The 15,176-nt window shown below is 36.0% G+C and carries 14 protein-coding genes; 6 read left to right on the forward strand and 8 right to left on the reverse strand.

Features of this window, described 5'->3' with window-relative positions; all coding sequences use genetic code 11:
* Positions 1 to 2: 2 nt before the first annotated feature.
* Positions 3 to 722 (reverse strand): lipoyl(octanoyl) transferase LipB, encoded by a 720-nt coding sequence (lipB, locus tag MJQ71_RS14395; protein WP_238807328.1) that lies wholly within the window; start codon positions 720 to 722, stop codon positions 3 to 5.
* Positions 723 to 892: 170 nt separating this feature from the next.
* Between lipB and def the strand changes: the two genes are divergently transcribed.
* Complete coding sequence (def, locus tag MJQ71_RS14400) at positions 893 to 1,468, forward strand: peptide deformylase (protein ID WP_238807329.1); 576 nt, start codon at positions 893 to 895, stop codon at positions 1,466 to 1,468.
* Positions 1,469 to 1,519: 51 nt separating this feature from the next.
* Positions 1,520 to 2,317, forward strand: a complete 798-nt coding sequence (locus tag MJQ71_RS14405; protein ID WP_238807330.1) for an amidohydrolase — start codon at positions 1,520 to 1,522, stop codon at positions 2,315 to 2,317.
* A 20-nt stretch (positions 2,318 to 2,337) separates the two neighbouring features.
* Here the strand turns inward: MJQ71_RS14405 and MJQ71_RS14410 are convergent, their stop codons facing one another.
* Complete coding sequence (locus MJQ71_RS14410) at positions 2,338 to 3,285, reverse strand: NAD(P)-dependent alcohol dehydrogenase (RefSeq protein ID WP_238807331.1); 948 nt, start codon at positions 3,283 to 3,285, stop codon at positions 2,338 to 2,340.
* A 134-nt stretch (positions 3,286 to 3,419) separates the two neighbouring features.
* On the reverse strand, positions 3,420 to 4,097 hold the full coding sequence (locus tag MJQ71_RS14415; protein ID WP_238807332.1) for an AlbA family DNA-binding domain-containing protein: 678 nt from the start codon (positions 4,095 to 4,097) through the stop codon (positions 3,420 to 3,422).
* A 178-nt stretch (positions 4,098 to 4,275) separates the two neighbouring features.
* Here MJQ71_RS14415 and MJQ71_RS14420 point away from each other — a divergent pair, with 178 nt between their 5' ends.
* A complete protein-coding gene (locus MJQ71_RS14420; RefSeq protein WP_238807333.1) occupies positions 4,276 to 5,277 on the forward strand; it encodes an SMP-30/gluconolactonase/LRE family protein in 1,002 nt (333 codons plus the stop codon).
* 89 nt (positions 5,278 to 5,366) lie between these two features.
* On the opposite strand, the gene MJQ71_RS14425 is transcribed toward MJQ71_RS14420, so the two are convergent.
* From MJQ71_RS14425 to MJQ71_RS14445, 5 genes are all read right to left on the reverse strand, one after another.
* Complete coding sequence (locus tag MJQ71_RS14425) at positions 5,367 to 6,647, reverse strand: M16 family metallopeptidase (protein WP_238807334.1); 1,281 nt, start codon at positions 6,645 to 6,647, stop codon at positions 5,367 to 5,369.
* 143 nt (positions 6,648 to 6,790) lie between these two features.
* Positions 6,791 to 8,320: a trypsin-like peptidase domain-containing protein gene (locus MJQ71_RS14430; RefSeq protein WP_238807335.1), complete on the reverse strand. Its 1,530-nt coding sequence runs from the start codon at positions 8,318 to 8,320 to the stop codon at positions 6,791 to 6,793.
* Positions 8,321 to 8,591: 271 nt separating this feature from the next.
* Entirely contained in the window at positions 8,592 to 9,017 is a 426-nt protein-coding gene (locus MJQ71_RS14435) for an Hsp20/alpha crystallin family protein (RefSeq protein ID WP_238807336.1), read from the reverse strand.
* 255 nt (positions 9,018 to 9,272) lie between these two features.
* The gene (locus tag MJQ71_RS14440) at positions 9,273 to 10,598 is read right to left on the reverse strand and encodes a vanadium-dependent haloperoxidase (RefSeq protein WP_238807337.1); all 1,326 of its coding nucleotides are present in this window, start codon (positions 10,596 to 10,598) and stop codon (positions 9,273 to 9,275) included.
* 137 nt (positions 10,599 to 10,735) lie between these two features.
* On the reverse strand, positions 10,736 to 12,061 hold the full coding sequence (locus MJQ71_RS14445) for a sensor histidine kinase (RefSeq protein ID WP_238807338.1): 1,326 nt from the start codon (positions 12,059 to 12,061) through the stop codon (positions 10,736 to 10,738).
* Positions 12,062 to 12,198: 137 nt separating this feature from the next.
* On the opposite strand from MJQ71_RS14445, the gene MJQ71_RS14450 reads away from it, so the two are divergent.
* The 3 genes from MJQ71_RS14450 to MJQ71_RS14460 all read left to right on the forward strand — a co-directional run bounded on the left by MJQ71_RS14450 (position 12,199) and on the right by MJQ71_RS14460 (position 15,154).
* Positions 12,199 to 12,861: a hypothetical protein gene (locus MJQ71_RS14450; protein WP_238807339.1), complete on the forward strand. Its 663-nt coding sequence runs from the start codon at positions 12,199 to 12,201 to the stop codon at positions 12,859 to 12,861.
* A 121-nt stretch (positions 12,862 to 12,982) separates the two neighbouring features.
* Entirely contained in the window at positions 12,983 to 13,702 is a 720-nt protein-coding gene (locus MJQ71_RS14455) for a YebC/PmpR family DNA-binding transcriptional regulator (RefSeq protein WP_238807340.1), read from the forward strand.
* 60 nt (positions 13,703 to 13,762) lie between these two features.
* A complete protein-coding gene (locus tag MJQ71_RS14460) occupies positions 13,763 to 15,154 on the forward strand; it encodes a prenyltransferase/squalene oxidase repeat-containing protein (RefSeq protein WP_238807341.1) in 1,392 nt (463 codons plus the stop codon).
* Positions 15,155 to 15,176 lie beyond the last annotated feature (22 nt).

Consider the following 15,176-nt stretch of genomic DNA (forward strand, 5'->3'; position numbering starts at 1 on the left):
GATTAATTAGCAAACGCCATTTCAAACAATTTGCCCAAATGGTTTTTAAGTTTCGCTCCAACTTCTTGCACATCTACCAAACGACCAAGTTCGGTTGCCATTGATGTAACTGCTTTGTCGTCAATTCCGCAAGGAACAATATTCTGAAAATAATTCAAATCTGTATTTACATTTAGTGCAAAACCGTGCATTGTTACCCAACGACTCGACTTTACGCCCATTGCACAGATTTTTCTCGGATTTTTTTGCTCTAGGTGGTCAAGCCAAACGCCAGTCAATCCATCAATTCGACCAGCTTCGATTCCATAACCAGTTAATGTCAATATCACGGCTTCTTCCAAAAACCGCATATAACGATGAATATCCGTGAAAAAATTTTCTAAATCCAAAATCGGATACCCAACCAATTGTCCAGGTCCGTGATAGGTTATATCACCACCTCGATTAATCTTGTAGAATTTAGCCTCTTTTTCCTGTAAACCGTCTTCATTAAGCAACAAATTATCAATTTTTCCACTTTTCCCGAGTGTATAAACGTGCGGATGTTGACAAAAAAGCAAGTAATTAGGGGTTATTTTTTGTACTTCTGGGCTTATTCCACGGTTTGCTACTTTTATATCTATAATTTCGGCAAAGATTTTTTCTTGTGTATCCCAGCCTTCTTGATAGTCAATCAGACCTAAATCAATAAACTGTACTGTTTTATTAAGATTATTATTCATCAGTTTCGTAACTTTGTAGCATAAACGCAATACAAATGTAATTATTAAGTGCCAAAGCACAATTAAGAATGTATAATTAAGAACATACAACGCTGATTATCAGCAAGTTATTAGTTTTATTGTACAACTAACTTTGTTCTAGCATAAGTATTTGATAAAAGAGAAACAAAATGATATACCCAATAGTTGCCTACGGAGACCCTGTTTTGAGAAAAGAAGCCCGTGATATTGTACAAGGAGAAATTGATGTAAAAAAATTAGCAGCTGATATGTTTGAAACCATGTATGCTGCCTCAGGAGTTGGCTTGGCCGCCCCGCAGATTGGCATGGATATTCGTTTTTTTGTAGTAGATGGAACGCCTATTAACGAAGGTGCAGAAACGGAAGAAGACATTGACCCATCATTAATTGATTTCAAAAAAGTATTCATCAATGCCGAAATTTTAGAAGAAGACGGTGATGAATGGGCGTATGAAGAAGGTTGTTTGAGTATTCCTGGAATTAGAGCCGATGTTTATCGCCCAGAATTTATCACAATTCGTTATTTTGACACCGACTGGGTTGAACATACCGAAGAATACGAAGGTTTAGCCGCTCGAATTATTCAACACGAATATGACCACATTGATGGTATTCTATTTACTGACCATCTTACGTCTTTAAAAAAGCAAATGTTGAAGAAAAAACTGACTAATATTACGAAAGGAGACGTCGATATTGAATATCGCATGAAATTTCCGAAGTAATATTTATGGATAAAGTAATTTCTTGACGTTTTTACATTTTTAGCAATAATAATGACCAAAAATACGATTTCTGAGCAGAATCTTAAAATTTCGTTGATTCAGACCAATCTTCATTGGGAAAATCCGACGGCTAATTTGGCTATGCTTGAAGAAAAGATTTTTGACATTAATGAACCTACCGATTTGATTATTTTGCCCGAGATGTTTACTACGGGCTTTTCAATGAAAGCCGAACAATTTGCCGAACCAATGAACCTTACTACAACTCGTTGGATGAAACAATTGGCGGCTCAAACTAAAGCAGTAATTACAGGCAGTGTGATTATTAAAGATGGGCAAAACTACTACAATCGCCTACTTTGGGTAACACCCGAAGGCGAGGTTGATTCTTACGACAAACGCCATTTGTTTAGAATGGCAAAAGAAAATGATGTTTATTCGGAAGGGACAAAGCGACTCATCAAAACAATAAAAGGCTGGAAAATTTGCCCGCTTATTTGTTATGATTTACGTTTTCCTGTCTGGAGCAGAAATGTCAATCTCGACTATGATTTATTGATTTATGTTGCTAATTGGCCACAAGTGCGTATGTATCCTTGGGATTCGCTTTTGGTGGCTCGTGCCATCGAAAATCAAAGTTATGTTGTGGGCGTAAATCGTGTAGGTGAAGATGGCAACGGATTTCCGCATTCTGGCAATTCAGCTGTGATTGATTTTGCAGGAAAAGTGCTTTTCCGTGAAATTGACAACGAAGTTATTCATCACCACACACTCGACCGCTCTTCTCTCAACGAATTTCGTCAGCGTTTCCCTGCTTATTTGGATGCAGATAGTTTTATGATTGTGTAATTAAAAAAAAGCTTACGCCGTCAGACAACTTTTATAGAAACACTACCCACTTTCATGCCTTTTTCGACATAACGATGTGCTTCGGCAACTTCCTCTAAAGCATAAGTTCTATCAATTATGGCATGAAGAGACCCTTTTTCTGCCAATTCTTTGAAAAATTCAATCTGTTCTTTCGTATCTTTTGGAATCGGAAATATTATTTTCTTGGTGAAAAGTGGTAAATAAACATTCTGGGATAAATACCCAAGTTCGGTCGAGAAGTAAGTGCCATTTTCGTTCAATAGCTTTTTGCATTTGAAAAACGAACTTTTGCCAACGGCATCAAAAACCAAATCAAACTTTTTTTCAGTAGCAGTAAAATCCTCTTTTGTATAATCTACCACAAAATCAGCACCAAGTGTTTTTGCTAAAGCAAGGTTTTTAGTATCTGTTACGGCTGTTACTTCAGCTCCAAAATATTTGGCTAGTTGTAAGCCTGAGCTGCCAATCGAGCCAGAAGTACCATTGATAAGTATTTTAGTTTCTTTATCGATTTTGAATTTAGCTAAATAATTAAGAGCCAAGTAAGGCCCTTCACAAATACAAGCGGCTTCATAAAAAGTAAAGTTTCTAGGCTTGAGAGCAATCGAGGTACTTTCGGGTAGTGTTACGTATTCAGCATGAGTTCCAAATTTTGAGGTACTAAGCCCAAATATTTCATCTCCTACCTTGAAAGACTTTACATTTTCACCGATTTGTTCTATAATTCCTGCAAACTCACTCCCCAAAGTATGAAATTTAGGTTTAAAAAGACCTGTAAATAACCTCGAAATAAAATATTCAGCCGAACGTAGGCCTGTATCAGTTCGATTAACTGTTGTGGCATAAATTTTCACCAAAACTTCGTTTGCCTTCGGCTTAGGTTTTTCAATTTCTTGAAGTTTTAATACATCAGCAGAACCATATTCAGTGTTGATGATAGCTTTCATAATTTTGTTTTTGATTCAAAACAAAAGCCAAAAGACAGAAGAATCTACAAAATATTGATAAATGGAAATAAAAAGGCTTTATGAGGAAATTTTCGAGTAAAATAGGGCGAATCCTAACTGTATAAATTATTCACTCAAGCCGCTAAAAAAAAGTCTTGCACCTCGTGGGGTTGTACTTTAATGACATTGGCAAGCACCAAAACTACTAAGGTACGAGAGGCTACTTTTCGAGGAATACTTGCAATTGTTGCATAGGTTTCGACCGTAATGTTTTTATTTTCAGCCAGATATTTCATCAAAATCTGTTCTTTTTCACCATAATGAAAGCGAATATTGAGAGCTTTACGTTCGCCTTTCAGGATTTCTCGCATTTCTTTACTGGCTTGCACCGAGCGGTCAGCTACTCGAACGTAAGCTCGTCGATTCTCTGCGATTCCGTCCAAATCAACATAATGAGGCTTAAATGGACTTTTATGAATCGTATAAATCAAGACTTCACGCTCGCCTTCCACAACTAATCTTTCAACGTCATAATCAATAGCGGGATAAATATATTTTTCAATGGCTCGCTGCAAGATAAATTCATCTTCATCAGGAAACTTCAACCCTTTGATACTTTTATCATCCCCGATACCCACAATTAGCTTTCCGCCATCAGTATTAGCGAAAGCAACCATTTCCCGAACTATTTTTTCGGGGTGATTAGTTTTAAGTTTAAATTCAACATACTTGTTTTCGCCGTGCCGAACAAGTTCTTTCAATTCCCGTAAATCAACTCTTGATTGTTGGGTTGGTTGGTAATCCACCATCATTTCCCGAATGATTGGGTTTGGTTCTTTACAGCAGTTTTCGTTGGAAAGAACATAAAAATCATTTTTAAAAATAAAGTATTTAAGGCAATTTGCAAAGAATCTAAACAAAATTTTCAATTTCTTTACATAACTTTCCTCAACTTCGTTTAAATTCGCTCATATTCAACTCTTAACTCTCATGAAAAATATTTACTTATTATTATTAATCATCGGAATGAACCAAATTGTTTCAGCTCAATCAAAAAATATTGGTCAAATTGCTCGTTTTGACCCCTTACTCGATAATTTATTGGATAAAGATGCCAAAATTGAGGTTCTTGGCGAAGGCTTTATTTGGTCAGAAGGCCCCGTTTGGAATAAAAAAGAGCAGTATCTATTGTTTTCGGATGTTCCTGCAAATATTGTTTACCGTTGGAAAGAAAGCGAAAAAATTACTGAGTTTTTAAAGCCTTCTGGCTATACTGGAATCATGCCGTATGGTGATGAACCTGGAAGTAATGGCTTAATTATTAATCAAAAAGGTGAACTTGTTTCTTGCGAACATGGCGACCGCCGTATTTCGTCAATGCCTCTCAATATTGGAGGAAAACGTACAATTGCTGATAATTTTTCTGGAAAAAGATTTAATAGTCCAAATGACATTGTGCAGAAATCGAATGGCGACTATTATTTTACTGACCCGCCATACGGTTTACCAATGAAAGAAAACGACCCAAGTAGAGAAACACCACTATTTGGTGTTTATAGAGTTGATAAAACAGGAATTGTTTCATTGATAATTGACAACCTTACTCGCCCAAATGGTTTGGCTTTTTCGCCTGATGAAACCGTTTTATACGTAGCTCAATCAGACCCTGCTCAAGCTTATATCATGTCATATCCTGTTTTGGCTGACGGAAAAGTTGGTAAAGGAAAAATACTTTTTGATGCAACTCCAATGGTCAAAGAAGGCTTAAAAGGATTGCCAGATGGTTTGAAAATTGATAAAAAAGGCAATATTTTCACGACAGGCCCTGGCGGCGTTTTGATTCTTTCGCCTGATGGCAAACTATTAGGACGCATTGAAACAGGCGAAGCTACAGCAAATTGTGCTTTTGGTAACGACGGTTCAGTACTTTATATCACGGCTGATATGTACTTGTTAAGAGTAAAAACCAAAACTATTGGCGTTGGTTTTTAGATATTAAAAACAAGAAGACACAGAAAAATAACCAAGCAATTGCTAAAAAATTTTTCTGTGTCTTCTTTGTAATTTCTCTATTTAAAAGCTTATTTGCCTCCCACAACAACTTCGCAAAGTTCGGTAGGATTGAAATATTTATTTGCTATTTCCATTACATCGGCAGCCGAAACAGCACTTACTTTCTGTATATAGTTTTGATAAAAATCGCTAGGTAAATTCTCTAAAATAACGATTTTTTGACGGTCAGCTACTTCAAAAGGGGTATTTAACGACCCAACAAATGAGCCAATCATATAGTTTTTGGCCGTTTCTAGTTCATTTTCAGGAACAGCTTCTGTTTGTAAAATCTTTATTTCTTTGAAAATCTCGTCGAGGGTTTGTTGAGTAAATTCTTTTTTTACATCAGTTCCCATTACTAAATAACCACTTTCTTTTTGTGGAATTAGCGATGAAGAAATTCCATAAGTAAACCCTTTATCTTCACGAATATTTTTCATCAAACGGCTACCAAAATAACCGCCAAAAATGGTATTGGCAACAATAAATTTAAAAAAGTCGGGATGAGACCGATTGAATAATTTTCGACCTAGACGAATCGAAGATTGCAAATTTTCGGGACGTTCGACAAGTAAATTTTCTCCAATTTCGGAACTTATTGTAAACGCTTCTAATTGCTTTTCATGGTCGAAAACTAACATTTGTCCAAAGCTTTCATTCAATGCTTTGATTTCATTTTCTCCAAAATTTCCAGACAAGAAAATAGTAAAACGTTTATTTTTGATTTGTTTTTCGTAAAAATCAATCACTGCCGCTTGTGTGATATTTTCGATAGCGGATTGATTAATTGACTTTCCGTAAGGATGATTTGCACCGAAAATTTGTTCTCTGAAAGCTTGGCTTGCCACAAAAGCCGTTTTTTCTAGGTTGACTTTGAGCGTTTGAGAAGCAATATTTTTTTGAACTAAAAGTTCTTCTTCAGGAAAAATAGATTCCGAAATTACCTCTTGAAGCATCGGAAGTAGCTTTGGTAAATGCTTGGTCATTCCGTGAACCGTCAAGGCCAATCTTTCAAAAGATTGATTAATTTCGATAAAAGCTCCAAATTGGTCAAAGTATTCGCTTATTTCTGCTGCTTTATGATTTTTTGTGCCTTCTGTAAGCATTTTTGAAACAAAAAGAGATTCGCCAGAAAGCGTATCAAATCGGCTACCCGCATCAAAAATAAGTTCTAAACGCATCACTGCTTGTTCGCCTGCTTTGATTGAATAAAGTGGAATTTGGTTATCAAGAAGGACTTTTTCTGCTTTCGGTATATTTACGTGTTCTACTTTCCTCGAAGGTGGAGCAATGGTTCGGTCTAAAATCATTAAAAAAGATATAAGATATTGGTCTAAGAAACTTTGACGTAAAATTAGGGTAAAAACTTTATTTTCGTGCTTTTTTATGAAAAAACGCAATACGAAGATAGAGTTTATCTGCGTATTGCGTCTATATTTTTATTCAGAAAGGCTTATTCTAAACTTAACCCGTAGCAAGTTGTGCGAGCTGAACTTTGGTATGTTCCACAAATCATCACACCTTCTTCACCATTTTCTTTCACTTCCTTAATGGCTGCTTTGAAATCGTTTGCAGAGTTTATGCGTTTGTCACCTACCTTCATTACAACAAAACCTTCACGCATTTGCGTATAATCTGCCACATCACCTTCACCGATTCTCTTTACTATAACCCCATTTTGGATACCCATTCTTTGCTTATCAGCCGATGAAAGCTCGCTCAATTCGATACCGAGTTGGTCAAAAATCTTATTTTCTGAAACAATGTTATTTTTAACAATATCTTTGCCACCATCACGGTTACGAAGAGTTACCTCGAATTCTTTCAATGAGCCATTACGATTCACCGTTACTTTTGTTGATTCACCTGGACGTTTACGACCAATCATTTCTTGTAATTTTGGTCCACTTTTTGTATCCATTCCATCAACTTTTACAATAACATCTCCTTTTTGGATACCCGCAGCTCTTGCCGCCCCATTTTCAAGAACATCAGCAACATAAATGCCTTCATCAGTTTTTGTGTTAAACTCGTCGGCTCTTTTACCGTCCAATTCAACCAAATTGATACCTAAATATCCACGTTGTACATTTCCGTATTTCACTATGTCGGCAGTTACTTTTTTCACAATCTCCGACGGAACGGCAAAAGCATATCCAGCATAAGCACCATTTGGACTTGCAATAGCTGTATTAATTCCAATCAATTCACCTTTCAAATTAACCAAAGCTCCTCCACTATTACCTGGATTTACGGCAGCATCTGTTTGAATGAATGATTCGATAGCGTCACTTGTTTTCGCTTGGCGACCATCGTCTCCATATCGACGGAACATTTGTTGTTTTTCGGCCAAAATACCAATGCTACGTCCTTTTGCACTAACAATCCCTGCTGTAACGGTTGATTCTAAATTAAATGGATTACCAACAGCTAAAACCCACTCACCTACTTTCACATTATCAGAATTGGCAAATGACATCGCAGGATGCTTGCCTCCTTCAATTTTGATAACTGCAATATCTGTTGAAGGGTCTGTTCCGATAATCTTTGCTGTATAAGATTTATGATCGGAAGTTACTACCTCTAATTCGGTTGCTCCTTCGATTACGTGATTATTAGTTGCAATATAGCCATCATTTGTAATAATTACACCCGAACCTGATGATTCTTGTTGTTGATTACGTGGCTGACTAAATGGACTATTTTCACCAAAAAAATCATCAAAAATTGTTCTTTGCTGTGAAACCGAACGAGACGACTTTGCTTTAATATGGACAACCGAAGGTGTTGATAATTCGGCGGCATAAGTGAAATCTCCTGGCACGCCAATTGGGCCATCGTAGTTGGCTAAACGGTTGAGTGAAGGTTTTGATGCTTCACTAAAAATCACGTCTCTTCCCTCAAAACCGAGCATTTTGTAGCCTCCAATTGTGGCGATACTGCTCAATACAGCAATACCGATGGTTTTTACTGTGTTATTCATTTTTTTAGACCGTTGTTTTACAGTTTATTTTTATTTACCTAACCGATTTATTACTCAATTATTAGTAAAGTTTTATCAAATTATTTTGCATTAATAACGAAACAAAGTTTGTTTTTGTTTGATGCAAATTTAACGCAAAAGTAGGCACGAAAATTCGTGTAATGTGTGAATTTTAACAAATTTTAACGGAATTGATTTCTCAACTGCTATACATAAAAGCAAGGTACAGATTTTATTCTATACCTTGCCTTTCTAATTTTTAATACTTAGCTTACGCAATTTCAATCAAACGAGGTTCTTTTGGCTTCGCTTCTTCTTTTTTAGGTAATTCTAAACCTAAAACTCCGTCAATATAGGTTGCCACAATTTTTTCGCTATCAACTGATTTTGGTAAATTAAATGTGCGTTTGAAAGCACTAAAATTAAACTCTTTACGAGTATATTTTCCAACTGTTTCTTGAGTCTCTTCTTTTTTCTCAGTTGAAATCGTCAAGTTATTTTCGTGGATATTTACTTTAAAATCTTCTTTCTTTAAGCCTGGAGCCGCTAATTCGATTTTAAAAGCATTTTCGCTTTCTAATACATTAACCGCAGGAAAAGAATGTTGATGAGCAGGAGCTACACGCTCAAAATCGTTAAAAATGTTTTCCAATAAAGCAGGAAATGCTGGTGCGAAACTTCTTACTAATGTTGCCATGTTTTTTATTGTTTTGATGATTGTTTTCTTTTTATGCCACTTCGTTGTGGCGACGAAAACATTTTCATCAATTTGTGTACCAATCCAAAAAATAGGCCATTTTGTCTGTTTTTAACACTTTTCTTCTTTTTTTAAAGTGACAAATTGTCTGTTTTTGCAAAAACATTATGACTGAAAGACAGATTATGAGAAAGTCAAAACATAAAAAAAGGATTTGACAAATGCCAAATCCTTTTTTATGAAAGTATCTTAAATTTATTTTTTAGTTTTTTGTATCACTAATTTGCCAATTTCTCTACCAGATTTTAAGCCTTCGTCACATGCCGAACGGAAGTGAATTCCACCATAAACACGGCTAATTGATGCTTGCTCTGCGGCTTCATTGAAAGACTTAAATTGTCCTACTCCATGACCAAATTTTGCCTCGGTCGAATCAGTAAAAGCAACATTGTCGCCGAAAAGCTCAGTAAGCACCACAGCCGATGCACCTGAAATTGTACTATGCCCACTTGTATATTCTGGGAATGGTGGCGTTTGTAAGAAAGGAATCCATTTCGTATCTACACTAGCATTAATAATGGTTTCGGGACGAACTTTATGAAAACGATATTTCGCTTCCCAACAGCCAATAAACGCATCACGCAAGGCCATCGAAACCAACAAATAGGCTTGCACCGATTTTGCCAAATCTACCTTCTTATCTTTACAAACAGTTTTTACGATTGCTAACCAGTGTCCGCCTGGCGTCATTTTTTTATCAGCAAACATTACGTGGCCTTGCACGTTCATCACAAAAGCATTATCATCCCAAAACCAAGCGATACGTTTTTCTTCTTCAGAAAGTTTATTTCCCATTTCATAAACTTCTGTTACTTCCTTCATAAACGGACTTGTTTTTGCTAAATCAAAACCAAATGGTGGAGGTGGCAAAAATTGACTTGAAGAATCAATAATCATTGGCCTGATTTTACCCCAATTCGGTTCGATTGCATCGGCATAAGATGGAGGTGTTGGTGTCCAAGTACCTGGTCTGTTTTGTAAAGTATAACGTAAACCACGTGTTTGCGGATATTTATCTTTCTTTGCATAATCTAAAACTGCTTTTCCGATAGCCGTTCCGTAAGCAACCGAACGCTCAATAACTTCGCTTGGCACGCCTGCATCAACAAATTTCTTGTCTAAATCTTTCTCGAAAGCCTCATATTTTTCTACTGAAAAAGTAAGACCACGAGCAACTGTCATAAAGGCTTTGATACTTGCCAATGAGTGACAGTATTCTTTTCCCGCTTCAATTTGCGGAATTTCATTGAAATCTTTCACTCGACCAACCATTGAAGGATAGTTTTTATCGCCAGAAACCAATGCTTCGTAACCAGCCAAATTTGCGTATGAATAAATACGACTTGCTACTGGCGGCGTAAAAATATCATGTACAATTACGTCAGTCAATTGATTGACACAAGCATGATAAAAATCAGGATTATTTACCTGTTGAGCGTACTCTTCGGCTTTCTTTTGTTTACAACTAATTGACAATGAGACTATTATTGTAATTACAAACAGTGTTTTAAAAAATTTCATGTTAAAAAAGGATAAATATTTATTGTGGTTTTGACATGGCGATTCGGGTAAAAATCGAACAAAAATAGTTTGTTTTTTAGAATTATTTACTAAAATTCCAATTTGTCTAAATTAAAAATTGTATCTGAATACGTTTTTTAAAATATTACTAAAAACTTACTTCCTTCGCCTACTTTTGAAAATACTTTTAAGTTTCCGCCGTGCATTTGCATAATTTGGCGAGAAAGGCTCAATCCGATGCCTGAACCAGTTTTTTTAGTGGTATAAAATGGAATAAAAATCTTTTCTAGAGCTTCGGGTTCAATGCCGCTTCCATTATCCGAAATCTCAATAAATCTTTGATTATCAGACTGATACGTTCGTATTTTAATTACTGGATTTAATTTGCTTTCAACAGCTTCGATGGCATTTTTCACTAAATTTATCAAAACCATTTCAATGTGGTCGGTATCTGCCAATAATGTAAAATCATGTTTAAAATCGGTTACCAAAGAAATTCGTTTCTCTTTGATTTGTGGCTGAACGAGGTTCAATAAATGGCTAATCAATGCTTTTGAAGTAGTTTCTTGAAAAATCGGTTTAGGAATTGTCGTAAACTCACGGTAAGCATTTACAAAATTCATGATGCCTTTACTTCTGTTTTCGATGGTTTGTAAAGCTTCTTTCAAATCATCAATTGTTTCTTTTATCTCGATTTTATCAGACAAATCTATCTCTATAATTTCTCGCATTGTGCTGGCCAATGACACAATTGGCGTAACCGAATTCATGATTTCGTGACGCAACACCTTTGTCAGATTTTGCCATGCGTCTAATTCTTTTTCTTGTAATTCGGACTGAATATTTTGCAAAGAGACCAATTTAATTACTCGCCCACGTAGACTTACGGTAGTTGAATTGATAGTAATTTGCTGCTCATTTGAGGTTTCATAAAGCGTTTTGCTTCCTGAAGGCAGATTTTTTAGAATTTCAAAAAGTCCAACATGAATACTATTATTTAGTTCAGAAATATTTCGTAATCGGTAAAGATTCAATGTACGAAAAGCGGCATTATTTATCAATTCGATATTTCCTAAAGAATCAAAAGATAAAAGTCCAACATTCACGTGCTGAACAATCGTATTTATGTAATGTAAATTGGCTTCTTTTTCGGCACGAGCTTGTCGAAACGCATCCAAAACACCATTTAGTTGTTGATTAACTTCCTCAAAACTTTTCCCTAATTTATTATCTGCTCGAAATTTTACAGTGAAATCGCTATATCTGACTGATTCAAAAAATCGGGCTAATTTTCGATTAATTGACGTAACGTAAGTAAAAATTGAGAAAAAAATAATCCCTACAAAAATCATTGAAATAAATGCAGGAAACCACTGTTTTTGAAGAAAAAAATAGATTTCTCCTGCCAAAATCAACGATAAAATACAAAGTCTCCAAAGAATTCCAATCGAAAAGTGTTTCATGCGTTTTTGAAAAAAGACGTTTTGGCTAATGAAAAATCAAATATTTATGCAGTTATACAACGTTTAGATTAAAATTTTCATTCTCATACTAAATGTCACACCAAAGTTCGTTAATTATCCATAAAACCAAACATAAAATGAAAGCGATTCAAATAAATAAAGGCTTAATTGCCATCGGTTTTGCTCTTTTAATGCTTTCGGCTTGCTCAAGTTCGAAAGATTTTCTCTCAGATAACTTTGTCAATGTACGAAGAAACCATAAAAAAATTGCGATTTTGCCGTTTGGCGTACAGTTTCAAAACCCTGTTGATTTTTCAAATCAAAAAGATAATCGCAGCCAAAAATTCTTTACGAAACAAGAACAAGAGGCAAGTCTTGATGCTCAAAAAGAGTTATTTATTAATGTTGCTCGACAAGTGCAGAAAGGGCGTTACGAAATAGCTTTTCAGGATTTCAATCAAACCAACAAAATTTTAGCTAAAAATGGCATTCGTTTGGACGATGTTCGTCTTCAAAATAAGGCTGATTTGGCTAAACTTTTAGAAGTCGATGCCGTAATTTTTGGAGAACTAACCATCAAGATTACACCAATGAATAATAGAGCGATGCCAATGATGCCTAATTTTCGCAACGATGATGGCGTCGAAACCGATGTAAAACTCTTCGATGCTGCAACTGGCGAAATGGTCTGGTCAACTTTGCTTTTTAATCGACCAAATTCGCAGATGGATACACCGCACCGCCTTTCGACTGGTTTGATGAATCAAGTTGCAAAAAATTTACCATATCGAAACCGATAATTTAAAGGCCTAGAAAAAGGCTTTTTTGCAACGAATTTCTTAATTTTTGTGTGTGTTTGCATAAAATTTCATAATTTCGCACCATAATTTTAAGAAACACAAAATATCATATTCAACTATAATGGGAAGAGCGTTTGAATTTAGAAAAGCCCGCAAGATGAAGCGTTGGGGGCAAATGGCAAAAACTTTCACGAGAATTGGTAAAGATATTGCAATGGCCGTAAAAGCTGGCGGCACTGACCCTGGCAGTAACTCACGTTTGCGAGCTTTAATCCAAAATGCGAAGGCTGCAAATATGCCCAAGGCAACCGTTGATAATGCCATCAAGCGTGCTTCGTCGAAAGACCAAGAAGATTACAAAGAGATGGTTTATGAAGGATATGCTCAGCATGGAATTGCGATTTTAGTGGAGTGTACAACCGATAATACAAACCGTTCGGTAGCAAATATTCGTAGTTATTTTTCAAAATGTGGCGGCAGTTTGGGTACTTCAGGAATGTTGGACTTTATTTTCGACCGTAAATCAGTTTTCAAAATTGCTAATGATGGCAAAACCGACATTGAAGAATTAGAGTTTGAATTAATAGATTTTGGTGCTGAAGAAGTTTTCTTAGACGAAGAAACCAATCAAATCAATATTTACGGTGAGTTCACCGCTTTTGGTGCTTTACAAAAACACTTGGAAGAAAAAGGTTTTGAGTTACTTCACTCTGATTTTGAGCGAGTACCAACTGACACCAAAACGATTACTGACGAGCAAGCGGCTGACGTTGAGAAACTCATCGAAAAGCTTGAAGACGATGACGACGTACAAAACGTTTATCATAATATGGTTAACTAATTGTGTCAAAATCAAGATATACAATAGCCTCTTAATTGAGGCTATTTTTTTTAATTTGCTATGAAAAGAACCTTTTTTTTGCTCTTTTTTGTAAATATCAAGATTTTTGCTCAACAAATTTCGGCAGATTCATTACGGCTTGATATTGAGCGAAGTCTGAATTATTTGGTAGAAAAACAATGTACACAAACCATTGAAGGCAAACAATATGCGGGCGAATGGGAGGCCTTTATGCAGATGAAAGGGTTCTTTTTTTTGCTCGGAAGTAAAAATAAATACCGAGATTCAAACTGCTTTACGATGGCTGGAATTCATAATATTCTAGCCGAAATGTACTTAGCTGATACGTCAAAAAAAGAGATTTTGCCAATGCTTCAAAAGGTTTATCCTGAAATTTTGACTTACGCTACACCAACACCAATTGGGAATCAATTTAATTTTTGGAAAAATCTTCCGCCTATTCGAGACCTTCGCTGGGGCAAAGAACCCAATCCTGTACCTTTGGGAAGACGACCGACAAATTTTGCGATGGATGAGCGATTTATCAATAATGCCGCCAATGTTGCGAATGATGCCGATGACACCGCTTTGGGAAATTTGGCAATTTGGTATCACCAAAAGATTTTTGGTAAAAACGATTCCATCAAACCAATTAAATATTCAATTTTTGACCAATATCTTGACAAAGACCGCCAAAACCGCCATTGGTATAATTATCTTTTTCATGGTTTCAAAAAATCTGGTGCTTACATGACTTGGCTTGCACAAGAGTCAACGTTTGAAAATTGGCGTTTTCATAAAAATGTAGCTCATAATCTCGTTTTTTTCTTGCCATTTAGTATTTGTTACCCACATCCTTATGTGCCGTATATTCCGTGGGGAACAAACGATGTTGATGTTGTGGTCAATGCCAATATTTTGACCTATTTAACAAAAAACGGTTCGCTCGCCAAAAGCAAAGGCAGCGATGCCGCCCACAAACTCATTGAAAAACACACCAAACGTGGACATTGGAGCATGATGGGAATTTATTATCCTAATCGTTATCATTTTCATTTTGCGGTCAGTCGTGCCGTCGCCGCTGGCGATAAAGCTTTATTAACAACAGCCCAATTACTTGTGAAACATTTATCTGAAACCCAAAATCCCGACGGCAGTTATGATAGTTGGAAACGAGTAAATAAACGAGACATTCTGCAATCTACTACTTACGCTGTTTTATCAATGCTTTATTTGAAAGAATCGGGCGTTGAAGTACCACAAACTTTGATTGATAAATCGGTCTTTTTTTTACAAAATCAAAAGAAAATTGAGAAAAGTCAAGTATTTTGGAAAGGTGGCGTGTTTTTTTCTGGTGGAACGGTGGTTAGAAATATCCTTTATTTTACTTCTGATGCTTACACAACGGCTTTGGTCGCAATGACTTTCCAAAAATATCTGAATGTTCGGTAATTCCTCCGCTCAAACAATGTTT

The organism is Emticicia aquatica, assembly GCF_923079645.1.
In the GTDB taxonomy this organism is placed as follows: Bacteria; Bacteroidota; Bacteroidia; order Cytophagales; family Spirosomataceae; genus Emticicia; species Emticicia aquatica.

Bases quoted from the DNA above. Each gene is read 5' to 3' on its own strand.
- MJQ71_RS14420 (WP_238807333.1), top strand. From the start codon at position 4,276: ATGAAAAATATTTACTTATTATTATTAATCATCGGAATGAACCAAATT.
- MJQ71_RS14430 (WP_238807335.1), bottom strand. From the start codon at position 8,320: ATGAATAACACAGTAAAAACCATCGGTATTGCTGTATTGAGCAGTATC.
- MJQ71_RS14405 (WP_238807330.1), top strand. From the start codon at position 1,520: ATGACCAAAAATACGATTTCTGAGCAGAATCTTAAAATTTCGTTGATT.
- MJQ71_RS14440 (WP_238807337.1), bottom strand. From the start codon at position 10,598: ATGAAATTTTTTAAAACACTGTTTGTAATTACAATAATAGTCTCATTG.
- MJQ71_RS14435 (WP_238807336.1), bottom strand. From the start codon at position 9,017: ATGGCAACATTAGTAAGAAGTTTCGCACCAGCATTTCCTGCTTTATTG.
- MJQ71_RS14460 (WP_238807341.1), top strand. From the start codon at position 13,763: ATGAAAAGAACCTTTTTTTTGCTCTTTTTTGTAAATATCAAGATTTTT.
- lipB (WP_238807328.1), bottom strand. From the start codon at position 722: ATGAATAATAATCTTAATAAAACAGTACAGTTTATTGATTTAGGTCTG.
- MJQ71_RS14450 (WP_238807339.1), top strand. From the start codon at position 12,199: ATGAAAGCGATTCAAATAAATAAAGGCTTAATTGCCATCGGTTTTGCT.
- MJQ71_RS14445 (WP_238807338.1), bottom strand. From the start codon at position 12,061: ATGAAACACTTTTCGATTGGAATTCTTTGGAGACTTTGTATTTTATCG.
- MJQ71_RS14425 (WP_238807334.1), bottom strand. From the start codon at position 6,647: ATGATTTTAGACCGAACCATTGCTCCACCTTCGAGGAAAGTAGAACAC.
- MJQ71_RS14410 (WP_238807331.1), bottom strand. From the start codon at position 3,285: ATGAAAGCTATCATCAACACTGAATATGGTTCTGCTGATGTATTAAAA.
- MJQ71_RS14415 (WP_238807332.1), bottom strand. From the start codon at position 4,097: ATGATGGTGGATTACCAACCAACCCAACAATCAAGAGTTGATTTACGG.
- def (WP_238807329.1), top strand. From the start codon at position 893: ATGATATACCCAATAGTTGCCTACGGAGACCCTGTTTTGAGAAAAGAA.
- MJQ71_RS14455 (WP_238807340.1), top strand. From the start codon at position 12,983: ATGGGAAGAGCGTTTGAATTTAGAAAAGCCCGCAAGATGAAGCGTTGG.